Source organism: Bradyrhizobium sp. C9 (genome assembly GCF_002532045.1).
In the GTDB taxonomy this organism is placed as follows: domain Bacteria; phylum Pseudomonadota; class Alphaproteobacteria; order Rhizobiales; family Xanthobacteraceae; genus Bradyrhizobium.
Genome location: NZ_NWTG01000002.1, coordinates 222,941 through 239,914, shown reverse-complemented (window position 1 = coordinate 239,914; position 16,974 = coordinate 222,941). Strand labels below are relative to the sequence as shown.

The 16,974-nt window shown below is 66.0% G+C and carries 17 protein-coding genes; 5 read left to right on the top strand and 12 right to left on the bottom strand.

From position 1 onward, the window contains the following. Positions 1 to 2 precede the first annotated feature (2 nt). The 4 genes from CO675_RS05980 to CO675_RS05965 form a co-directional block, all read right to left on the bottom strand. On the bottom strand, positions 3 to 701 hold the full coding sequence (locus CO675_RS05980; RefSeq protein ID WP_097671118.1) for an ABC transporter ATP-binding protein: 699 nt from the start codon (positions 699 to 701) through the stop codon (positions 3 to 5). Further along, a complete protein-coding gene (locus tag CO675_RS05975) occupies positions 698 to 2,551 on the bottom strand; it encodes a branched-chain amino acid ABC transporter ATP-binding protein/permease (RefSeq protein WP_097671117.1) in 1,854 nt (617 codons plus the stop codon). The genes CO675_RS05980 and CO675_RS05975 overlap by 4 nt, the downstream gene beginning before the upstream one ends. 13 nt (positions 2,552 to 2,564) lie before the next feature. Further along, the gene (locus CO675_RS05970) at positions 2,565 to 3,440 is read right to left on the bottom strand and encodes a branched-chain amino acid ABC transporter permease (RefSeq protein WP_097671116.1); all 876 of its coding nucleotides are present in this window, start codon (positions 3,438 to 3,440) and stop codon (positions 2,565 to 2,567) included. A 112-nt stretch (positions 3,441 to 3,552) separates the two neighbouring features. Next, the gene (locus CO675_RS05965; RefSeq protein ID WP_097671115.1) at positions 3,553 to 4,908 is read right to left on the bottom strand and encodes a substrate-binding protein; all 1,356 of its coding nucleotides are present in this window, start codon (positions 4,906 to 4,908) and stop codon (positions 3,553 to 3,555) included. Positions 4,909 to 5,152: 244 nt separating this feature from the next. On the opposite strand from CO675_RS05965, the gene CO675_RS05960 reads away from it, so the two are divergent. Together CO675_RS05960 and CO675_RS05955 are read left to right on the top strand one after the other, a co-directional pair. Then, positions 5,153 to 5,641, top strand: coding sequence for a hypothetical protein (locus CO675_RS05960; protein WP_097671114.1), 489 nt, complete (start codon positions 5,153 to 5,155; stop codon positions 5,639 to 5,641). Between the two features lie 141 nt (positions 5,642 to 5,782). Next, the gene (locus CO675_RS05955; RefSeq protein ID WP_097671113.1) at positions 5,783 to 6,250 is read left to right on the top strand and encodes a MarR family winged helix-turn-helix transcriptional regulator; all 468 of its coding nucleotides are present in this window, start codon (positions 5,783 to 5,785) and stop codon (positions 6,248 to 6,250) included. Positions 6,251 to 6,271: 21 nt separating this feature from the next. Here CO675_RS05955 and prfA read toward each other — a convergent pair whose 3' ends face one another. The 3 genes from prfA to CO675_RS05940 all read right to left on the bottom strand — a co-directional run bounded on the left by prfA (position 6,272) and on the right by CO675_RS05940 (position 11,429). Continuing rightward, positions 6,272 to 7,351, bottom strand: a complete 1,080-nt coding sequence (prfA, locus tag CO675_RS05950; protein ID WP_097671112.1) for a peptide chain release factor 1 — start codon at positions 7,349 to 7,351, stop codon at positions 6,272 to 6,274. A 58-nt stretch (positions 7,352 to 7,409) separates the two neighbouring features. After that, positions 7,410 to 9,677, bottom strand: coding sequence for a phosphoenolpyruvate--protein phosphotransferase (ptsP, locus tag CO675_RS05945; protein ID WP_097671111.1), 2,268 nt, complete (start codon positions 9,675 to 9,677; stop codon positions 7,410 to 7,412). A gap of 495 nt (positions 9,678 to 10,172) precedes the next feature. Next, positions 10,173 to 11,429: an aspartate kinase gene (locus CO675_RS05940; RefSeq protein WP_097671110.1), complete on the bottom strand. Its 1,257-nt coding sequence runs from the start codon at positions 11,427 to 11,429 to the stop codon at positions 10,173 to 10,175. A 199-nt stretch (positions 11,430 to 11,628) separates the two neighbouring features. Between CO675_RS05940 and CO675_RS05935 the strand changes: the two genes are divergently transcribed. The 3 genes from CO675_RS05935 to CO675_RS05925 all read left to right on the top strand — a co-directional run bounded on the left by CO675_RS05935 (position 11,629) and on the right by CO675_RS05925 (position 14,016). After that, entirely contained in the window at positions 11,629 to 12,096 is a 468-nt protein-coding gene (locus CO675_RS05935) for a PH domain-containing protein (RefSeq protein WP_097671109.1), read from the top strand. 14 nt (positions 12,097 to 12,110) lie between these two features. Continuing rightward, entirely contained in the window at positions 12,111 to 12,869 is a 759-nt protein-coding gene (gene ubiG / locus CO675_RS05930; RefSeq protein WP_097671108.1) for a bifunctional 2-polyprenyl-6-hydroxyphenol methylase/3-demethylubiquinol 3-O-methyltransferase UbiG, read from the top strand. Positions 12,870 to 13,116: 247 nt separating this feature from the next. After that, entirely contained in the window at positions 13,117 to 14,016 is a 900-nt protein-coding gene (locus tag CO675_RS05925; RefSeq protein WP_097671107.1) for a DMT family transporter, read from the top strand. 14 nt (positions 14,017 to 14,030) lie between these two features. Here CO675_RS05925 and CO675_RS05920 read toward each other — a convergent pair whose 3' ends face one another. Genes CO675_RS05920 through CO675_RS05900 form a run of 5 tightly spaced genes read right to left on the bottom strand, consistent with a single transcriptional unit; the run spans position 14,031 to position 16,913 of the window. Beyond that, positions 14,031 to 14,459 carry an EamA family transporter gene (locus CO675_RS05920; protein ID WP_097671106.1) on the bottom strand — a complete coding sequence of 143 codons (429 nt, stop codon included), beginning with the start codon at positions 14,457 to 14,459 and terminating at the stop codon, positions 14,031 to 14,033. Next, a complete protein-coding gene (locus CO675_RS05915) occupies positions 14,456 to 14,926 on the bottom strand; it encodes a DUF1178 family protein (protein WP_097671105.1) in 471 nt (156 codons plus the stop codon). The genes CO675_RS05920 and CO675_RS05915 overlap by 4 nt, the downstream gene beginning before the upstream one ends. Then, a complete protein-coding gene (locus CO675_RS05910; protein ID WP_092120177.1) occupies positions 14,923 to 15,801 on the bottom strand; it encodes a carbon-nitrogen hydrolase family protein in 879 nt (292 codons plus the stop codon). The genes CO675_RS05915 and CO675_RS05910 overlap by 4 nt, the downstream gene beginning before the upstream one ends. After that, positions 15,801 to 16,073, bottom strand: coding sequence for a glutaredoxin 3 (gene grxC, locus CO675_RS05905; RefSeq protein ID WP_097671104.1), 273 nt, complete (start codon positions 16,071 to 16,073; stop codon positions 15,801 to 15,803). Before grxC ends, CO675_RS05910 begins: the two co-directional genes overlap by 1 nt. 30 nt (positions 16,074 to 16,103) lie before the next feature. Beyond that, on the bottom strand, positions 16,104 to 16,913 hold the full coding sequence (locus CO675_RS05900; protein WP_097671103.1) for a ComF family protein: 810 nt from the start codon (positions 16,911 to 16,913) through the stop codon (positions 16,104 to 16,106). Between the last annotated feature and the right edge of the window lie 61 nt (positions 16,914 to 16,974).

The following is a 16,974-nucleotide window of genomic DNA, read 5'->3' as shown; positions in this document are numbered from 1 at the left end:
GGCTAGACCCCCAGATAGCGCTGCAGGACGTCGGGCTGCGCCTTGATCTCCTGCGCCGGTCCTTCATGGACGATGTGGCCGTTGTTGATGATGTAGATGCGCTGCGCCAGCGCGAGCGTCGCGGCGAGGTTCTGCTCCACGAGCACGATGGTCTGTCCGGCCTCGGCCAGGTCGCGGCACGCCTTCATCAGGTCGCGCACGATCACCGGCGCCAGTCCCTCGAACGGCTCGTCGAGCAGGATGATCTTGGGATCGCGCACCAGAGCGCGTGCGATCGCCAGCATCTGCTGCTCGCCGCCGGACAGGTCCGTGCCGCGGTTGCCGCGCCGTTCCCTGAGCCGCGGGAACATCTCGTAGATGCGGTCGAGCGGCCAGCGCTGCGAGGCGGTCAGGCCGGCAATCACGAGGTTCTCCTCGACGCTCAGGCTGCCGAAGATGCGGCGCTCCTCGTGGACCAGCTGCATGCCGGCCTGCGCGATCTTGTGGCTCTTCTTGCCTGCGATCTCGGCGCCGTCGAACATCACCGAGCCGCGGCGCGGGGTGACGACGCCCATCAGGCTCTTCAGCGTCGTGCTCTTGCCGGCACCGTTGCGGCCGAGCAGCGCCACCACCTCGTTGCGCTCGACCCGGATCGAGACGTCGAACAGGATGTGCGAGTCGCCGTAATAGCTGTTCAGTCCGTTGACCTCGAGCAGGCTCATGCGGCGAGCACTCCATGCACGCCGCCAAGATAGGCTTCCTGGACGGTCGAGTTGTTCTTGATCTCTTCCGGCGTTCCCTCGACCAGCACGCGCCCCTCCTGCAGCACGGTGACGCGCTCGGCGAGCTCAAACAGCGCATCCATGTCGTGGTCGATGATGATCATGGTGCGGCCCTGGCTGATCGACTTGAGCAGCTTCACCGTCTCGACGCGCTCGCGCGGGCTCATGCCGGCCAGCGGCTCGTCGAGCAGCAACAGGCTCGGCGATGTTGCCAGCGCCAGCCCGATCTCCAGCCGCCGCTTCTCGCCATAGGCGAGCTCGGAGACTGGCGTATCAGGCCGCGAGGTCAGGTTGACCAGCTCGAGCGTGTGCTGCACGCGCTCGGACAATCCGGGAATGCTGTCGATGCTGCGGAACAGGTCGAGCTTGAACTTGCCGCGCAGCCCCGACAGCGCGGCGATCACCAGGTTCTCGCGCACCGTCAGCCCGGCGAACAGCTGGTTGACCTGGTAGCTCTTGGTCAGGCCGAGCTGGCAGACGTCGGTGACGTTCATGCCGGTGATGTCGCGGCCCTCGAACATGATGGTCCCCGAGGTCGGGTGCACCTCGCAGGTCAGCATCTTGAAGAAGGTCGACTTGCCGGCGCCGTTCGGGCCGATGATGCCGCGCAGCTCGCCGTGATTGACTGTGAAGTCGATGTCGCTGTTGGCGAGCAGGCCGCCATAGCGCTTGGTCAGGCCCTTGGCCTGGAGGATCGGTCCGGTCGGGTTGCCCGCGGGGCGGGCCCGCACAGGCGTCGGCGCCGCGGCCGTGGCATGCGGGGCGCTTGCGCCGGCGACCGCCTCCGGCTCACTCTCGCCGGGCTCGCGGGCGCCGCGCTGTCCGGTCAGTAGGCCATAAAGATCGGCGAGGCCGCCGATGATGCCGCGGCGCAGGAAGCACACCAGCAGCACGAACACGAGGCCGAGCACGAGCTTCCAGGCCGCGCCGAGCCCGAGCGCGGCCTGCAGGAAGTCCTGCAGCGACAGCCACACCGCGGCGCCGACCAAAGGCCCGAACAGCGTGCCGCGACCGCCGATCGCGGTCTGCATCACGAGCTGGCCCGACGTGTCGAAGGTGAATGCGTCGGGCGGCATGAAGGCCTGCAACACGCCGAGCAGCCCGCCGGCAAAGCCGGCATAGGCGGCGGCGATCACGAAGGCGGTCAGCTTGTAGCCGTGGATGTTGTGGCCGACCGCGGTCGCCCGCAGCGGATTGTCGCGGATCGCGCTGAACACTGCGCCGACCGGCGAGCGCACGATCCGCAGCGCGATCACGACGCCGATGAAGTAGCACAGCGCCAGGAACTGGTAGAGCGACCAGCCGGTGGTGAAGTGCAGCGTGGTGAAGCCGAGATTGAAGCTCGGGGTCGGCACGCCCGGCAGCCCGTTCTCGCCGCCGGTGAAGTCCGACAGCGGATTGAACTCGACGAAGAAGAACACCTCGGCGATCGCCACCGTGATCATGGCGAAGTAGATGCCGGTGCGTCGCAGCGCGATCAGGCCGATCAGGTAGCCTGCGGCGGCGGCGGCGATCATGCCGACGACGAGCGCGAGCACGACGTTCGGGAAGCCGGCGCGGGTCAGCAGCCAGGCGGCGACGAAACCGCCGGTGCCGTAAAACGCCGACTGGCCGAACGACAGCAAGCCGGTGAAGCCGAACAGGATGTCGAAGCCGAGGCCGAACAGGCCCCAGACCAGGATCCGGTTCACCGTGTTGGGTGCGAAGCCGAGCCACGGCAGCACGAAGGGCGCGACGACCAGGCCCGCGGCCGTCAGGAATTCGATCAAATATGGACGCTGTTTCAGCATTGAAGATCCGTCGTCATTCGCGGCCCTGCGTGCCGAGCAGGCCGTGCGGTCGGAGCACGAGCACGAGCGTCATCGCCGCGAACAGCATGACGTAGGCGTAACCGGGGTTGAACATCGAGGTGATGCTGATGATCTCGCCGGCGATCAGTCCGCCGAGGATCGCGCCGGGAAACGAGCCGACGCCGCCGATCACCACCACCACGAAGGTTTCCACCAGAATGTCGTCGCCGACACCGGGGGTCAGCGACACCACCGGCGCATTGATGATGCCGGCGAAGCCCGCGGCCATCGCACCGATGCCGAACACGATCATGAACACGCGGTAGACGTTGATGCCGAGCGAATCGACCATCACCGAATCCTCGATGCCGGCGCGCACGATCATCCCGAGCCGGGTGCGGTAGAGGATCAGGAACAGCCCGCCGAGCGCGACCGCGACGATGCCGACCACCGCGAGCCGGTACGTCGGATAGAACAGGAAGCCGAGCGAGGTGATGCCCTGCAGCAGCGCCGGCGGCGGAACCACCTGCGACTGGCTGGTGAAGATCAGCCGCACGATCTCGACGAAGCAGATGCCGAGCCCGAACGTGACCAGCAGCTGGTCCTCGTGCGGGCGATGGTAGAAATGGCGGATGATGATCCGCTCCATCGCAACGCCGAGCAGCATCACGAACAGCGATCCGGCGATCACAGCGAGAATGAACGATCCGGTGTAGGAATAGGCCACATATCCGGCGTAGCCGCCGATCATGAACATGGCGCCGTGGGCGAGATTGAGCACCCCGAGCGTGCCGTAGATGATCGTCAGCCCGGAGCTGATCAGCGCGAGCAGCGCGCCGAGCGCCAGCCCGTTGAAGAGTTGCGAGATGAAATTCGGCCAGTTGATCATGGCGTGCGTTCAGTTGGCCGTTAACTTGGCCGAGCCAATGGAGGATATGTTCCGACACAAAGCGGCGCCGCAGGTCGGGTCGCCCCGCCCACGGCGCCGAGTCCCACGCTAATCAGGTGTAGTCGCCGAGATGGCAGCCGAACGCATCCGGCTTCTGCATCAGGCCGTCGCCGGCGACGATCTCGACCACCTCGTAATAGTCCTCCTTGTTCTTCATCTCCTTTTCCATCTTGCCGCGGACGATGATGACGGGGCGGACGCACTGGTGATCCTCGGGGCGATAATGCACGTCGCCGACCAGCGAGGGGATGGTCTCGCCCTTCTCATAGGCCTTGATGACGTCGGGCGGATAGAAGCTGCCGGCTTCCTCGACCATGCGGGCCCAGTGCGCGAAGCTGACATAGGCGTTCTCGGCGCCCCATTCGGGCTTGTAGCCGAACTTCTTCTCGAAGGTCTCGTTGAACAGCTTGGCCAGCGGATACTTGTCCTCGATCGTCCACCAGTAGTCGGTCGCGGCGTAGACGCCCTGCATCAGGCCGCCGGTCTCGCGGGCGATGAAGGGCACCTGGTAGGGCACCACGAGCTTCATCTTGTCGAGCACGCCGAACTGCTTGGCCTGCTGCGTCGACAGCACGGCGTCATGACCCCAGTTGACGTTGATCAGCACGTCGGCGCCGGAATTCGCGACATTGAGCAGGTATGACGAGTAATCCGGCGCGCCGAGCGGCGACACCTGGTTGGTGACCGTGGTCCAGCCCGCCTGGGCGAGGAAGTCCTGCATCGATTTGGTGACGGTGTGGCCGTAGGTGTAGTCGGGCGTCAGATACGCGGCCTTCTTGTCCTTGCCGAACTGCTTGATCAGCACCGGCGCGATCGCGGCTGCGGCGGTCTGGCCGAAGAAGTTCTGGCGGAAGCCGTAACGCACGCAATCCTTGCCGGTTGTGTCGTTGGAGCCGGAGATGCCGCAGACGAAGATCACCTTCTCGCGCTGCGCCAGCTTGTTCAGCGCGACCGCGACCGCACTCGACGTGCCGCCGGTGATCATCACCGCCTTGTTCTCCGAGATGAAGCGCTGCTGCGCCTGCACCGCCTCGTTCGGCTTCGCCGCGGAATCCGCCACGCCGAACTTCAGCTCCTTGCCGAGCACGCCCTTCGAGGTCTTCGGCGAGATCTTCTTGATCAGCTCGTGGCCGCTGTTGATGTGCTCGATCGCGAGCTGATAGCCCTTCAGTTCATCCTCGCCCTGCACCGCGTAGGTGCCGGTGCGCGGCACCGAGATGCCGATGAAGGCCGAGGAGCCGGACGTGCCGGCGGGAAAGGTGCCGATCGCCGGATGATCCTCGGCGAATGCCCGGGACGCGATCGAGGCCGGCAGCACGGTGCCGCCGATCAGGCCTGCGCCCGCCTGCAGCAGGGTGCGACGCGAGACGTTCAATGTGCTGCCCGGGCGAAAATCCTTGGTGCTCATCGCTCGATATCCTCCGATTATATTGATTGTTGGCGCGCATGTTCACTCGTCGCCGGATCGGATCGATCGGCGGCTGGATGCGCCGGCTGCGATGCAGCAGCCTGTCGCAGCTACAATTCCCCACCGGGATATTTAGTCAATGTCACCTTTCGTCGAATCATATCGGTCTACGATAGAATTAATGTCGGCCTACGATATATCGAGGGTTTACCGCCCGGGTGCGGGTCCTGTAAGTGAGGGGGCGATGATCCAGGAGCCTTCAAATCGCGCCGGAAATACCGCAGAGCACGCCGGGACCGAGGATGGCCGCGCCGAGCCATCGAGCGGCCTGAGCATTCGCGCGATGAACGTGCTGAAGGAGCTGTCGGTCGAGCTGACCGACGAGGTGCCGCCGAAGCTCGGCTGGACGCCATCCGACGACCTGCTGCGCCTGCTCACGGCGCGCCATCTTGCGACCGCGCGAAATTGCGGGCGGCAGACCATGCGCGAGATCATCGATTGGGCGGCGTCGCGCGGGATCTCGATCCCGGCGCCGCACCATACCGGCAAATCGCTGTCCGCAGTCTGGGGCAGTCTGGTCGAGCGCGCCTCGGCCGGCGATCTCACCAAGAGCGAGATCACCGAGGCGCTGGAGAAGTCGATCCGCCGCCGCAGCCCGCGGATTCCGGTCGCCTTCCAGATCGTGCTGCTGAAGATATTGAGTTCGAGCTACGACCACTGGCCGCAGCCGTGACGCCATCCCGGGCCGCTTGATCGTCAAACCGTTGAAAACATGAGTGCAAAGCCCGCCGGTAGGATGGTCCGTCCGGCGCGGGCTTGGTAGCGTCGGCCGGCTCCTGCCATCGAGCGGAGCGAGCCAGAGCGGGACGACGGAATGCCTCCACCAAGACAGCGAGCCCCAGCCGGGGCCGCGAAACGCAACGCGGCTGCCACGACGGTCGATTATCGGGCGCTGGCGCAGTTTCGCTATGAGCTGCGGACGTTCCTCGCGTTCAGCGAGGAGGGGGCCCGCCAGGCCGGATTGACGCCGCAGCAGCATCAGGCGCTGCTCGGGATCAAGGGCTTTGTCGAGCCCGGCCCGCCCAGCGTCGGTGATATCGCCCGATTCCTGCTGATAAGGCATCACTCCGCCGTCGAACTGATGAACCGCATGGTGAAGGTCGGGCTGGTCAGCCGGGTGACCGATCCGGAGGATGGCCGGCGGGTTCAGCTCAAGCTGACGGCGAAGGGCGAGCAGAAGCTTCAGGTCATCTCGAAGAAGAATGTCGAGGAGCTGCGTCGCGCCGCGAGCCCGGCACTGCGCCGTTTGCTGAGATCGTCTCCGCAACCCGGCAAGCCGTGAGTGGAGCGCCGGCGGCGCTCGTCATGCCGCCGCGCCCTGGGCCGCGAGCTGCGCGGCCTGGTGCTCGGTGGTCAGCGCATCGATCAGTTCGCCGAGCGCCTCGCCTGCGATCACCTGCGGCAGCTTGTAGAGCGTCAGGTTGATGCGGTGGTCGGTCACTCTCCCTTGCGGGAAATTGTAGGTGCGGATGCGCTCCGAGCGGTCGCCGGAGCCGACCTTCTCCTTGCGGTCGGCGGAGCGTGCGGCCTCGACCCGCTGGCGCTCGGCGTCATAGATGCGCGAGCGCAGGATGTTCATCGCCGACGCCCGGTTTTTGTGTTGCGAGCGGCTGTCCTGCATCATCACCACGATGCCGGTCGGCAGATGGGTGATGCGGATAGCGGACTCGGTCTTGTTGACGTGCTGGCCGCCGGCACCGCCGGCGCGCATGGTCTCGATCCGCAGATCCGTGTCCTTGATGTCGACGTCGACGTCCTCGACCTCGGGCAGCACGGCGACCGTGGCGGCCGAGGTGTGGATGCGGCCCTGCGTCTCGGTGTCGGGCACGCGCTGCACGCGGTGCACGCCGGATTCGAATTTCAGCTTGGCGAAGGCGCCGCGGCCCTGCACCTCGGCGATGATTTCCTTGAAGCCGCCGACGGTGCCTTCGCTGGCCGAGATCACCTCGACCTTCCAGCCCTGCAAGGCCGCGAAGCGCTCATACATCCGGAACAGGTCGCCGGCGAACAGCGAGGCCTCGTCGCCGCCGGTGCCGGCGCGGATTTCCAGCACCACGTTGCGGTCGTCCATCGCGTCTTTCGGCAGCAGCGCGACGCGGATCTTCTGCTCGAGATCGCCGATCCGCGCCTGCAGCGTTTCCAGCTCGGCTTCCGCCATGCTGCGCATCTCGGGATCGGTCCCGGCATCCGCCAGCAACGCCTCGGTGTCGGCGAGCTCGCTGCGCGCTGAACGATAGGTCTTCACCGCATCGATCAGCGGATTGAGCTCGGCGAGCTCGCGGGTGATCGCAACATAACGATCGGACTTGACCTCGCCGAGCAGCTCGGCCTCGAGCGAGGCGTGATGGGCGAGCAGGACGTCGAGTTTGGCTTCGGGTAGCATGGCAGTGTCTCGAATTTGCTGAAAGCGCGAAGGGGTGGCGGAGGCGACGGCAGCGTCGCTACAAGGCCAGCCCCTCGGTTTCCGCAAACTTCGTCAGCGCCTCGCGGATCGAGACGCTGCCGACCGGCGCGTCCAGCAGCGGGTTGATCATCGCCTCGGCCTTCTTGGCGTCGAGGTCGAGGATCAGCGCCTTGACCGGGCCGTGCGCGGTTGCCGACAATGACAGCGAACGGTAGCCGAGCGCGATCAGCGCCAGCGCGCCGATCGGCTTCGACGCCATCTCGCCGCACAGCGAGGCGGCCTTCTTCGCGGTCTTGGCCTTGCGCACGATGTCGCGCAGCGCGCGCAGGATCGGCGCCGACAGGATGTCGAAGCGTTCCGAGACCTTGGCATTGCCGCGGTCGACCGCGAACAGGAACTGGAACAGGTCGTTGGAGCCGACCGAGACGAAGTCGACCTTCTTCAAGAGCTCGTCGAGCTGGTAGAGCAGGGCCGGCACCTCGACCATGGTGCCGATATCGATCCGCTCCGGCAGCGAATGGCCGTGCTGGCGCAGGTAAGTCAGCTCGCGTTCGACGATCGCCTTGGCCTGGTCGAACTCGGTGATGTCGGAGATCATCGGGAACATGATCTTGAGGGCGCGGCCGCCGCCGGCGCGCAGCAACGCGCGGATCTGGCCGCGCAGCAGGCCCGGGCGGTCGAGGCCAAGCCGGATCGCGCGCCAGCCCAGCGCGGGATTTTCCTCGACCACGGTCTCCATATAGGGCAGCGCCTTGTCGCCGCCGATGTCGAGCGTGCGGAAGGTGACGGGTTTTGCGCCCGCGGCATCGAGTACCGTGCGATAGAGCGCGAGCTGGTCGCTCGAACGCGGCAGGCTCGGGCTCACCATGAACTGCAATTCGGTGCGGAACAGGCCGATGCCGGCGCTGCCGGTGTCCTCGATGTGCGGCAGGTCGATGGTCAGGCCGGCATTGATCAGGAGCTCGATCGGCTGGCCGTCCTTGGTCACGCAAGGCTTGTCGCGCAGCGCCGAATATTGCGCCTGGCGCCGTGCCCGGAACCGGACGCGCTCGGCATAGGCGGATTCGATCTCGGCGGACGGGCGGACATAGATCTCGCCGGAAATGCCGTCGACGATGATGGCATCGCCCGGATCGGCAATGCCGGGCGCGTTCGGCACCTCGCCGACCGCGGGAATGCCGAGCGCGCGCGCCACGATCGAGACGTGGGAGTTCGCGGTGCCTTCCTCCAGCACCAGGCCGCGCAGCCGCTTGCGGTCATAGTCGAGCAGCGCCGCAGGGCCCATCGCGCGGGCGATCAGGATGGCATTGTCTGGCAGCTGCTCGCGGGTCGGCGCATGGTCCTGGCCGACCAGTTGGCGCATCAGGCGATGGCCGAGATCCTCGAGATCGTGCAGGCGGTCACGCAGATAGGGATCGGTCGAGCGCAGCATGCGGGCGCGGGTGTCGGACTGCACGCGTTCGACGGCGGCTTCCGCGGTGAGGCCGGTGGCGACCGCCTCATGCAGCTTGTGCGACCAGCCCTGGTCGTTGGCGAACATGCGGTAGGCTTCCAGCACCTCGCGATGCTCGCCGCCTTCGGCGACGTCGCCGCGCTCCAGCATGCGGTCGAGATCGGCGCGCAGATTGGCCAGCGCCGTGTCGAGCCGCTTGATCTCCTTCGGCAGGTCTTCGGCGATGTAGTTGGTGATGACGACGCGCGGCTCGTGCAGCACGACATGGCCGAGCGCGATGCCGTCGGAGAGCACCGCGCCGGTCTTGTGCAGCGAGTGCCGGGCGGCGGGCTCGGCGCCCGGCTGCGCCAGCGCGGCCAGCTCGCCCGAGGCGATCATCTCCGCGAGCACCATGGCGGTGGTCTGCAGCGCCTCGACCTCTTCCTCGACATAGGTGCGCTTGGCGCGGTTCTGCACCACGAGCACGCCGAGCGTGTTGCCGGCGCGCAGGATCGGCACGCCGAGGAACGAGTGGTAGATCTCTTCGCCGGTCTCCGGGCGGTAGGCGAAGGCGGGGTGGCTTTGCGCGTCGGAGAGATTGAGCGGCGTCGCCTCGCTGGCGACGAGGCCGACCAGGCCCTCATGCGCGCTCAGCACGGTGCGGTGCACGGCGTCGCGGTTCAGACCTTCGGTGGCGTAGAGTTCGAGGGTGTTGTCGATGCGCAGCACGTAGCAGGAGCAGACCTCGGCCACCATGTTGGCCGCGATCAGCACCACGATCTTGTCGAGGCGTTCCTGGGCGGAGACTTGCTCCGCCATGGTTTCGCGGAGCCGTCTCAACAGGACGCGGGGGCCTCCCGACGCGCTCCGCATGTGCTTCAGTCCCTCCCCACGAGGCCGGCGCACCGGGCCGGCCGGCCGTTGGCGCAAAACTCGTCAAAAACAACAATTTTAGTCATTCGGCGTCGCCGCTCGCGCCAGTTCCCGCCGATTCGGGATCGCACAAACTGTGCCACAGTTTGCGACAGCCCACCTGACTGGCCGTATAGCCAATCGAGGCTCGCTTTGCCAAGCAAAACGCCTGCCAGTAGCAAATAACGTCTGCGCCAGCCCTATGCTGCGCCCGCTAAGAGAAATTCTAACTCCGGGATGTGGGTACCGGGGCCCTCCTCCTTCTTCCCTTGTGGAGAAGGTGGCCACAGGCGGCCCGCGGTCGCCGTTCTTGGAAACGCCGATGCTGCGCATCGGCTACGCGCAGTCCGCGACGGGTGAGGGGTCTCAATCCGCGGAGGCAGACCTCTCGCCCGGTTTCGATGCTAAACGCATCGAAACCACCTCTCCCACAAGGGGAGAGGGTTCCTCAATGCCCTACGCCTGATCCAGCCCGTACAGCGTGTGCAGCGTGCGCACCGCGAGTTCGGTGTAGGCGGCGTCGATCAGGACCGAGAACTTGATCTCGGAGGTGGTGATGGCGCGGATGTTGATGTTGCGCTCGGACAGCGCCTTGAACGCCTTCGCGGCGACGCCGGCATGGCTGCGCATGCCGCTGCCGATCACCGAGACCTTGGCGACGTCGGTCGCGGTGTCGAGCCTGACATAGCCGATCTTGGCCTTGGCGGAGGTAATGGTGTCCTTGGCGCGGTTGTAGTCGGTGGCCGGCACGGTGAAGGTGAGGTCGGTGGTCTTGCCGTCCTCCGACACGTTCTGCACGATCATGTCGACATTGATGTTGGCGTCCGCGAGCGGCCCGAAGATCGCCGCGGCGACGCCGGGCTTGTCCTCGATCTGGCGCACGGAAATCTGGGCTTCGTCCTTGGAGAAGGCGATGCCGGTGACGACGTGCATTTCCATGATTTCCTCCTCGCTGCAGATCAGCGTGCCCGGCGGTTGGTTGGCGTGCGGGTCGATATCCTCTGGCTTGTCGAAGCTGGAGCGCACGAAGATCGGCATGTTGTGCACCATGCCGAGTTCCACCGAGCGGACCTGCAGCACCTTGGCGCCCTGCGAGGCCAGCTCCAGCATGTCCTCGAACGCGATCTTGTCGAGCCGGCGCGCCTTCGGCACCACGCGCGGGTCGGTGGTGTAGACGCCGTCGACATCGGTGTAGATGTCGCAGCGGTCGGCCTTCAGTGCAGCCGCGATCGCCACCGCCGAGGTGTCCGAGCCGCCGCGGCCGAGCGTCGTGATACGGCCGGTCTGCGGGTTGATGCCCTGGAAGCCGGCGATCACTGCGACTTCCTTGCGCTCCTTGAAACGGCCGATGATCTCGCTGCCGTCGATGTCGAGGATTCGCGCCGAAGCGTGCGCGTCCGAGGTCTTGATCGGGATCTGCCAGCCCTGCCAGGAGCGCGCCTGGATGCCGATGCCCTGCAGCACGATCGCGAGCAGGCCCGAGGTGACCTGTTCGCCGGAGGCGACCACCGCGTCATATTCGCGCGCGTCGTGCATCGGCGAGGCCTCGGTGCACCAGCCCACCAGCTCGTTGGTCTTGCCGGACATCGCGGACACGACGACGGCGACCTCGTGGCCGGCGTCGACCTCGCGCTTCACGTGCTGGGCGACGTTGCGGATACGATCGATATTGGCGACGGACGTACCGCCGAATTTCATCACGAGGCGGCCCATGACGACGCGTCTATTCCTTTAAGAGGATAAGTAGGTTAACCCACGCCGAAAACCGCAAGCGCGGGCACCGAAAGGCGCGTATACATAGCGCCGCGCCCGGGGGCAAGCCGGTTGGTAGGGGTCCCCGAAGGTCCACCGGGGGTGTTTTGACCGGTTGCGGGCGGGCTGTGGCGTGCGGGTAACGCGAAGGCGGGATTGGATGGGACGCTATATCGACGAAATCCTTCAGCCCGGCGAGAAGGTGCTGTATTCCACCAATGCGCACTGGATGTTCTATCTGCCGGCGATCGCGGCCTGGATCGTGGTGCTGGCGCTGCTGATCCTGTCACGGATGACGATGGTTGACGCCCTGGTGCTGGCCTGCCTTGCGGCCGCCGCCGTGGTCGCGGTCGCGGCGCTGTACTGGACCGGCGCAGCCTGGTTCCATCGCTGGACTACCGAGACTGACGTGACCAATTTCCGCGTCGTGCACAAAACCGGCTTCATCAAGCGGCGCACCTTCGAGATGAGCCTCGACAAGGTCGAGAGCGTCGACGTCAACCAGAGCATCATGGGGCGTCTGCTCAATTATGGCGACGTCACCATCCGCGGCGTCGGCGAGGGCATCGAAACCATCAAGACCATCGCCTCGCCGCTGTCGTTTCGCAATTCGATCACCGCGCGATAGGGGCGCGCGCAATCATGGCCACGCAAACAACTCTGTCCAATGCTTCCGCCAGTTCGGTCGATCCGGCCGAAATCGCGAAGTTTTCAAGACTGTCGGACGAATGGTGGGATCCGCACGGCAAGATGGCGCCGCTGCACAAGATCAATCCGCTGCGCCTGACCTATATCCGCGATGCCGCCTGCCGCAAGTTCGAGCGCAACGCCAAGAGCCTGAGCTGCCTGTCCGGCCTGCGCCTGCTCGACATCGGCTGCGGCGCCGGGCTGCTGTGCGAGCCGTTCACCCGGTTAGGGGCCCAGGTGATCGGGATCGATCCGTCCGCCACCAACATCGCGGCGGCGAAGCTGCATGCCGACAAGGGGCATTTGTCGATCGACTACCGCTGCACCACGGTGGAGGAGATGGACGCACGCGAGCGCTTCGACATCGTGCTGGCGATGGAGGTGGTCGAGCACGTCGTCGACGTCGGCGCCTTCATCAAGCGCTGCGCCGCCATGCTCAAGCCGGGCGGGCTGATGGTGGTCTCGACCTTGAACCGCAACTGGAAGAGCTTTGCGCTGGCGATCGTCGGCGCCGAATACGTGCTGCGCTGGCTGCCGCGCGGCACCCATGAGTGGAGCAAGTTCGTCACCCCCGCCGAGCTCGAGCGCTATCTCGGCGACGTCAACCTCACCGTCACCGAACAGGCCGGCGTGGTCTACAACCCACTCGCCGACAAATGGAGCGTCTCGCCCGACATGGACGTGAACTACATGGTGGTGGCGGAGGAGGCGTGAGTTCCTGTTACCTCGCCCCGCTTGCGGGGAGAGGTCGGATTGCGAAGCAATCCGGGTGAGGGGGACTCTCCGCGCGCGTCGACCGTCGAATTTGCGGAAGCAGCCCCTCACCCCAACCCTCTCCCCGCAAGAGCGGGGCGAGGGAGTAGAGACGCAATCCTGTCATGCACCGTCCCGGTTGACCGCCTCGACCGCAATCGGCACGTTGTGCGCGTACTCCCGCCCCGGCACACTTTCCTCATCCCGCATGTTCACGATCGCCTCGCTCTGGATCCCCTTCACCATCGTCGCTGCGTTCGGGCAGGTGACGCGCAATGCGATGCAGCGGCATCTGACCGGGCCGCTCGGGACCTGGGGCGCGACCAATATCCGCTTCCTGTTCGGACTGCCGTTCGCGGTGGTGTTCTTCGCGCTGGCGGTGCTGCTGACCGGCGATCGCGTGCCGTGGCCGGCGGCCTCTTTCTGGCCGTGGCTGTTGTCCGGCGCGCTTAGCCAGATCGTCGGCACCGGCTTCATGCTGCTGGCGATGAACGACCGCTCCTTCGTGGTGACCACGGCCTATATGAAGACCGAGGCGATCCAGACCGCGATCTTCGGCTTCATCTTCCTCGGCGACCATCTGACGACGCCCAAGGTGATCGCGATCGTGATCGCGACCGTCGGCGTCGTCGTCACCGCGCTCAGGCCTGGCGGGCAGAAGAGTTTTGCCGATCTGCGGCCGACCGTGCTCGGCCTTGGTGCCGCCGCCGTGTTTGCGATCTCGGCGGTGAGCTTTCGCGGCGCGATCATTGCCGTGCCCGGCGTCTCGTTTGTGACGGCTGCCTCCTACACGCTGATGTGGAGCCTGTTCGTCCAGACGCTGATCCTGTCGGTCTATCTGTTGCTGCGCGCACCCGATGTGCTGCGGAAGATCCTCGGCCTGTGGCGGCCCTCGATGTTCGCGGGCTTCATGGGCGCGTTCTCCTCGCAGTTCTGGTTCCTGGCGTTCGCGCTCACGGCCGCCGCCAATGTGCGCACGCTGGCGCTGATCGAGGTGCTGTTCGCGCAGGGCGTGGCGTATTTCTCGCTCAAGCAGCCGTTCTCGCTGCGTGAGGTGATCGGCATCGTCCTGATTGTGATCGGCGTCGCGCTGCTGATCGCCGCGTAGTGCGCGAAAATGATCTAACCCTTCACCGCGATCAGCACGGCCCCCGCCGAGATCAGCGCGATCCCGATCCAGCCATAGGGTGACGGGCGCTCGCCGAGGAACACGGCGCCGAACAGCGCCACCAGCACCACGCTGAGCTTGTCGATCGGTGCGACAAGTGTGGCGGGGCCGAGCTTGAGCGCGCGGAAATAGCAGATCCACGACGCGCCGGTGCCGAGCCCGGACAGCAGCAGGAACAGCCAGCTCTTGCCCGAGATCGGCCCGGCATGGGTGAATTGCCCGGTCGCGAACAGGATCGCCGACAGCGTGATCAGCACGACCACGGTGCGGATCAGGGTGGCGAGATCGGAGTTGATGCCCTCGACGCCGACCTTGGCGAAGATCGCAGTCAGCGCGGCGAAGACGGCGGAGAGAAACGCCCAGACCTGCCAGGTCGCGGTCAATTCCGGTCTTCCGGCAGCGTCGGCAGCGGCGAGACCTCGACGCCTTCGTCGATCAGCGCGCGCGCCTCCTCGGGCGAGGCCTCGCCGTAGATCGGCCGATGCTCGATATCGCCGTAATGCATCTTGCGCGCCTCGTTCGGGAAGCGGTCGCCGACATTGTCGGCGTTCTTCACGATGTGGTCGCGCAATTCCTTCAGCTTGCTGCGCAGCTCGCGCTCCTGCGCCATCATCAGCGACGTCGATTCGGCGGGCGGTGCCTCGACGGGCGCGACCGGCGCCGGCTGGGCCGGTTCGCGGCCCTTCTTGCTGACGATTTGCGGCGCCATGATCGCACGCTCGATCTTGTCGGAGCCGCAGGACGGGCAATCGATCAGGTGACGCCGCTCCTGCGATTCATAGGCCGCGGAGCTCTGGAACCAGCTCTCGAACTGATGGCCGCGCTCGCAGCGCAGCGTGTAGCGGATCATGCCGAACCCCGGACGAGGTGCAGATGCTCCGGGCCGGCCTTGGGGTCGGCAATGCCGAAACGCCTGCCGTGCTGAAGTGAAGGGATCGTCTTGCGCGCGGTCTCGACCTTGGAGGGATCGATCTCGGCCAGGAACACGCCGGGCTCGACGCCGCCCTCGGCGAGGATTTCGCCCCAGGGGTCGATGATCAGCGAATGCCCGAAGGTCTCGCGCTTGTTCTCATGCAGGCCGGCTTGCGCCGCTGCGAACACGAAGCAGCCGGTCTCGATGGCGCGGGCGCGCAGCAGCGTGTGCCAGTGCGCTTCGCCGGTCTTGCGGGTGAAGGCGGATGGCACCGTGAGGAACGACGCGCCGGCTTCGGCGAGGGCGCGATAGAGCGCCGGGAAGCGCACGTCGTAGCAGATCGTGAGGCCAATCCGGCCCCAGGGCAGGTCGGAGATCACGGCGGTCTCGCCGGGCTGGTAGTTGGCCGATTCGCGATAGCTCTCGCCGCCCGGCAGGTCGATGTCGAACATATGGATCTTGTCGTAGCTCGCGAGCACATTGCCCTCGGGCCCGATCAGGAACGAGCGGTTGACCGCCTTCTCCGGCGAATAGCGCAGCGCCAGCGAGCCGATATGCAGATGGATCTTCAGTTCGGCGGCCAGTGCGCGATAGGCCTGCAGCGACTTGTCGTCCTCTTCGCTGGCCAGGTGCTCGAACAGCGCCTTGCGATTCAGCTGCATCATGTTGCTGACCTCGGGGGTCAGCACGTATTTGGCGCCCTGTGCCGCCGCTTCGCGGATCAGCCGCGTGCCTTGCTCGAGGCTCGGCTCGGGCAGCAATCCGGTGCGCATCTGCACCATGGCGGCGGTGAAAATGTTGTCCGTGCTCATCAGGCGCCGCCTCCGTTGCTGAGCAGGCCGTCGAGCTTGCCCTCGCGGTCGAGCGCGTAGAGCTCGTCGCAGCCGCCGACATGGGTCTTGTCGATGAAGATCTGCGGGAAAGTCGAGCCCGCGCCGGCGCGATCATACATCTCGTCGCGGTACGCCGGGTTGCTGGCGACGCTGAGTTCGGTGAACGCGGCGTTCTTGCGCGTCAGAAGCGATTTGGCCGCGGTGCAATAACCGCAGCCCGGGCGGGTATAGATTTCGATGGCAGCGGTCATGGTGTGCTCGATTGAACCAGAAGTTACAGATTATATGGGAGCGCGGTGGGTATCGACAACCCGGGCAAACACCAGCACGTCGACCTGCGCGGCCTTGGCGCGCAACAGCGCCCGCGCGCAGGCATCCACTGTGGCGCCCGAGGTCAGGACGTCGTCGACCAGGACCACGCGGCGGCCCTGGATGTCAGCCTTGCGTTCATCGGCGACCCCGAATGCGCCCTGCACATTGCTGGCGCGGTCCTTGCGCGACAGCCCGATCTGCTGCTCGGTGGCGCGGGTGCGCCGCAGCGCCTCGGACACCATTTTGACGCCGCTCTGGCGCGCGATCACCTTGGCGAGCGCGCCGGACTGGTTGTAGCGCCGGCTCCAGCCGCGCCGCCAATGCAGGGGAACCGGCACCAGCATGTCGGCACCCTGTAGCAATTCCTTCCCCGCGCGCGCCATCCAGCGGCCCATTGTCGGCGCCAAGTCGGTGCGATCCTGGTATTTCAATGCGTGCACCAGGGTGCGCGCGACGTCGTCATAGCGCACCGCGGCGCGGGCGCGCTGGTAGGACGGTGGATTGGCGATCGCCTCCATCGACAGCAGCTCGGGACCTGGATCATAGACAAAGGGAATCCCGAGCCGGGGGCAGAACGGCGGCGCGATGAACGACAATTTGGCCCAGCAGGCGGCGCAGACGCCCTCGCCATGAACCGGCTCGCGGCACGACACGCACAGCGTCGGCAGCGCGATGTCGAGCATGAGCCGCGCGGTATGCAGCCACGCGCCCCCGACCGCGCCGAGCGCGCGCTGGATGTGACCGGAAATGGAGCGTGTCGGTGATGCCTCGGCGTCCATGGCTGACGAGGCTAACGTTTGAGCCGCACGGGCTCAAGGCGCATTGCCTGCGGCGGCGGTC

Bases quoted from the DNA above. Each gene is read 5' to 3' on its own strand.
- CO675_RS05980 (WP_097671118.1), bottom strand. From the start codon at position 701: ATGAGCCTGCTCGAGGTCAACGGACTGAACAGCTATTACGGCGACTCG.
- CO675_RS05975 (WP_097671117.1), bottom strand. From the start codon at position 2,551: ATGCTGAAACAGCGTCCATATTTGATCGAATTCCTGACGGCCGCGGGC.
- CO675_RS05970 (WP_097671116.1), bottom strand. From the start codon at position 3,440: ATGATCAACTGGCCGAATTTCATCTCGCAACTCTTCAACGGGCTGGCG.
- CO675_RS05965 (WP_097671115.1), bottom strand. From the start codon at position 4,908: ATGAGCACCAAGGATTTTCGCCCGGGCAGCACATTGAACGTCTCGCGT.
- CO675_RS05960 (WP_097671114.1), top strand. From the start codon at position 5,153: ATGATCCAGGAGCCTTCAAATCGCGCCGGAAATACCGCAGAGCACGCC.
- CO675_RS05955 (WP_097671113.1), top strand. From the start codon at position 5,783: ATGCCTCCACCAAGACAGCGAGCCCCAGCCGGGGCCGCGAAACGCAAC.
- prfA (WP_097671112.1), bottom strand. From the start codon at position 7,351: ATGCTACCCGAAGCCAAACTCGACGTCCTGCTCGCCCATCACGCCTCG.
- ptsP (WP_097671111.1), bottom strand. From the start codon at position 9,677: ATGCGGAGCGCGTCGGGAGGCCCCCGCGTCCTGTTGAGACGGCTCCGC.
- CO675_RS05940 (WP_097671110.1), bottom strand. From the start codon at position 11,429: ATGGGCCGCCTCGTGATGAAATTCGGCGGTACGTCCGTCGCCAATATC.
- CO675_RS05935 (WP_097671109.1), top strand. From the start codon at position 11,629: ATGGGACGCTATATCGACGAAATCCTTCAGCCCGGCGAGAAGGTGCTG.
- ubiG (WP_097671108.1), top strand. From the start codon at position 12,111: ATGGCCACGCAAACAACTCTGTCCAATGCTTCCGCCAGTTCGGTCGAT.
- CO675_RS05925 (WP_097671107.1), top strand. From the start codon at position 13,117: ATGTTCACGATCGCCTCGCTCTGGATCCCCTTCACCATCGTCGCTGCG.
- CO675_RS05915 (WP_097671105.1), bottom strand. From the start codon at position 14,926: ATGATCCGCTACACGCTGCGCTGCGAGCGCGGCCATCAGTTCGAGAGC.
- CO675_RS05910 (WP_092120177.1), bottom strand. From the start codon at position 15,801: ATGAGCACGGACAACATTTTCACCGCCGCCATGGTGCAGATGCGCACC.
- grxC (WP_097671104.1), bottom strand. From the start codon at position 16,073: ATGACCGCTGCCATCGAAATCTATACCCGCCCGGGCTGCGGTTATTGC.
- CO675_RS05900 (WP_097671103.1), bottom strand. From the start codon at position 16,913: ATGGACGCCGAGGCATCACCGACACGCTCCATTTCCGGTCACATCCAG.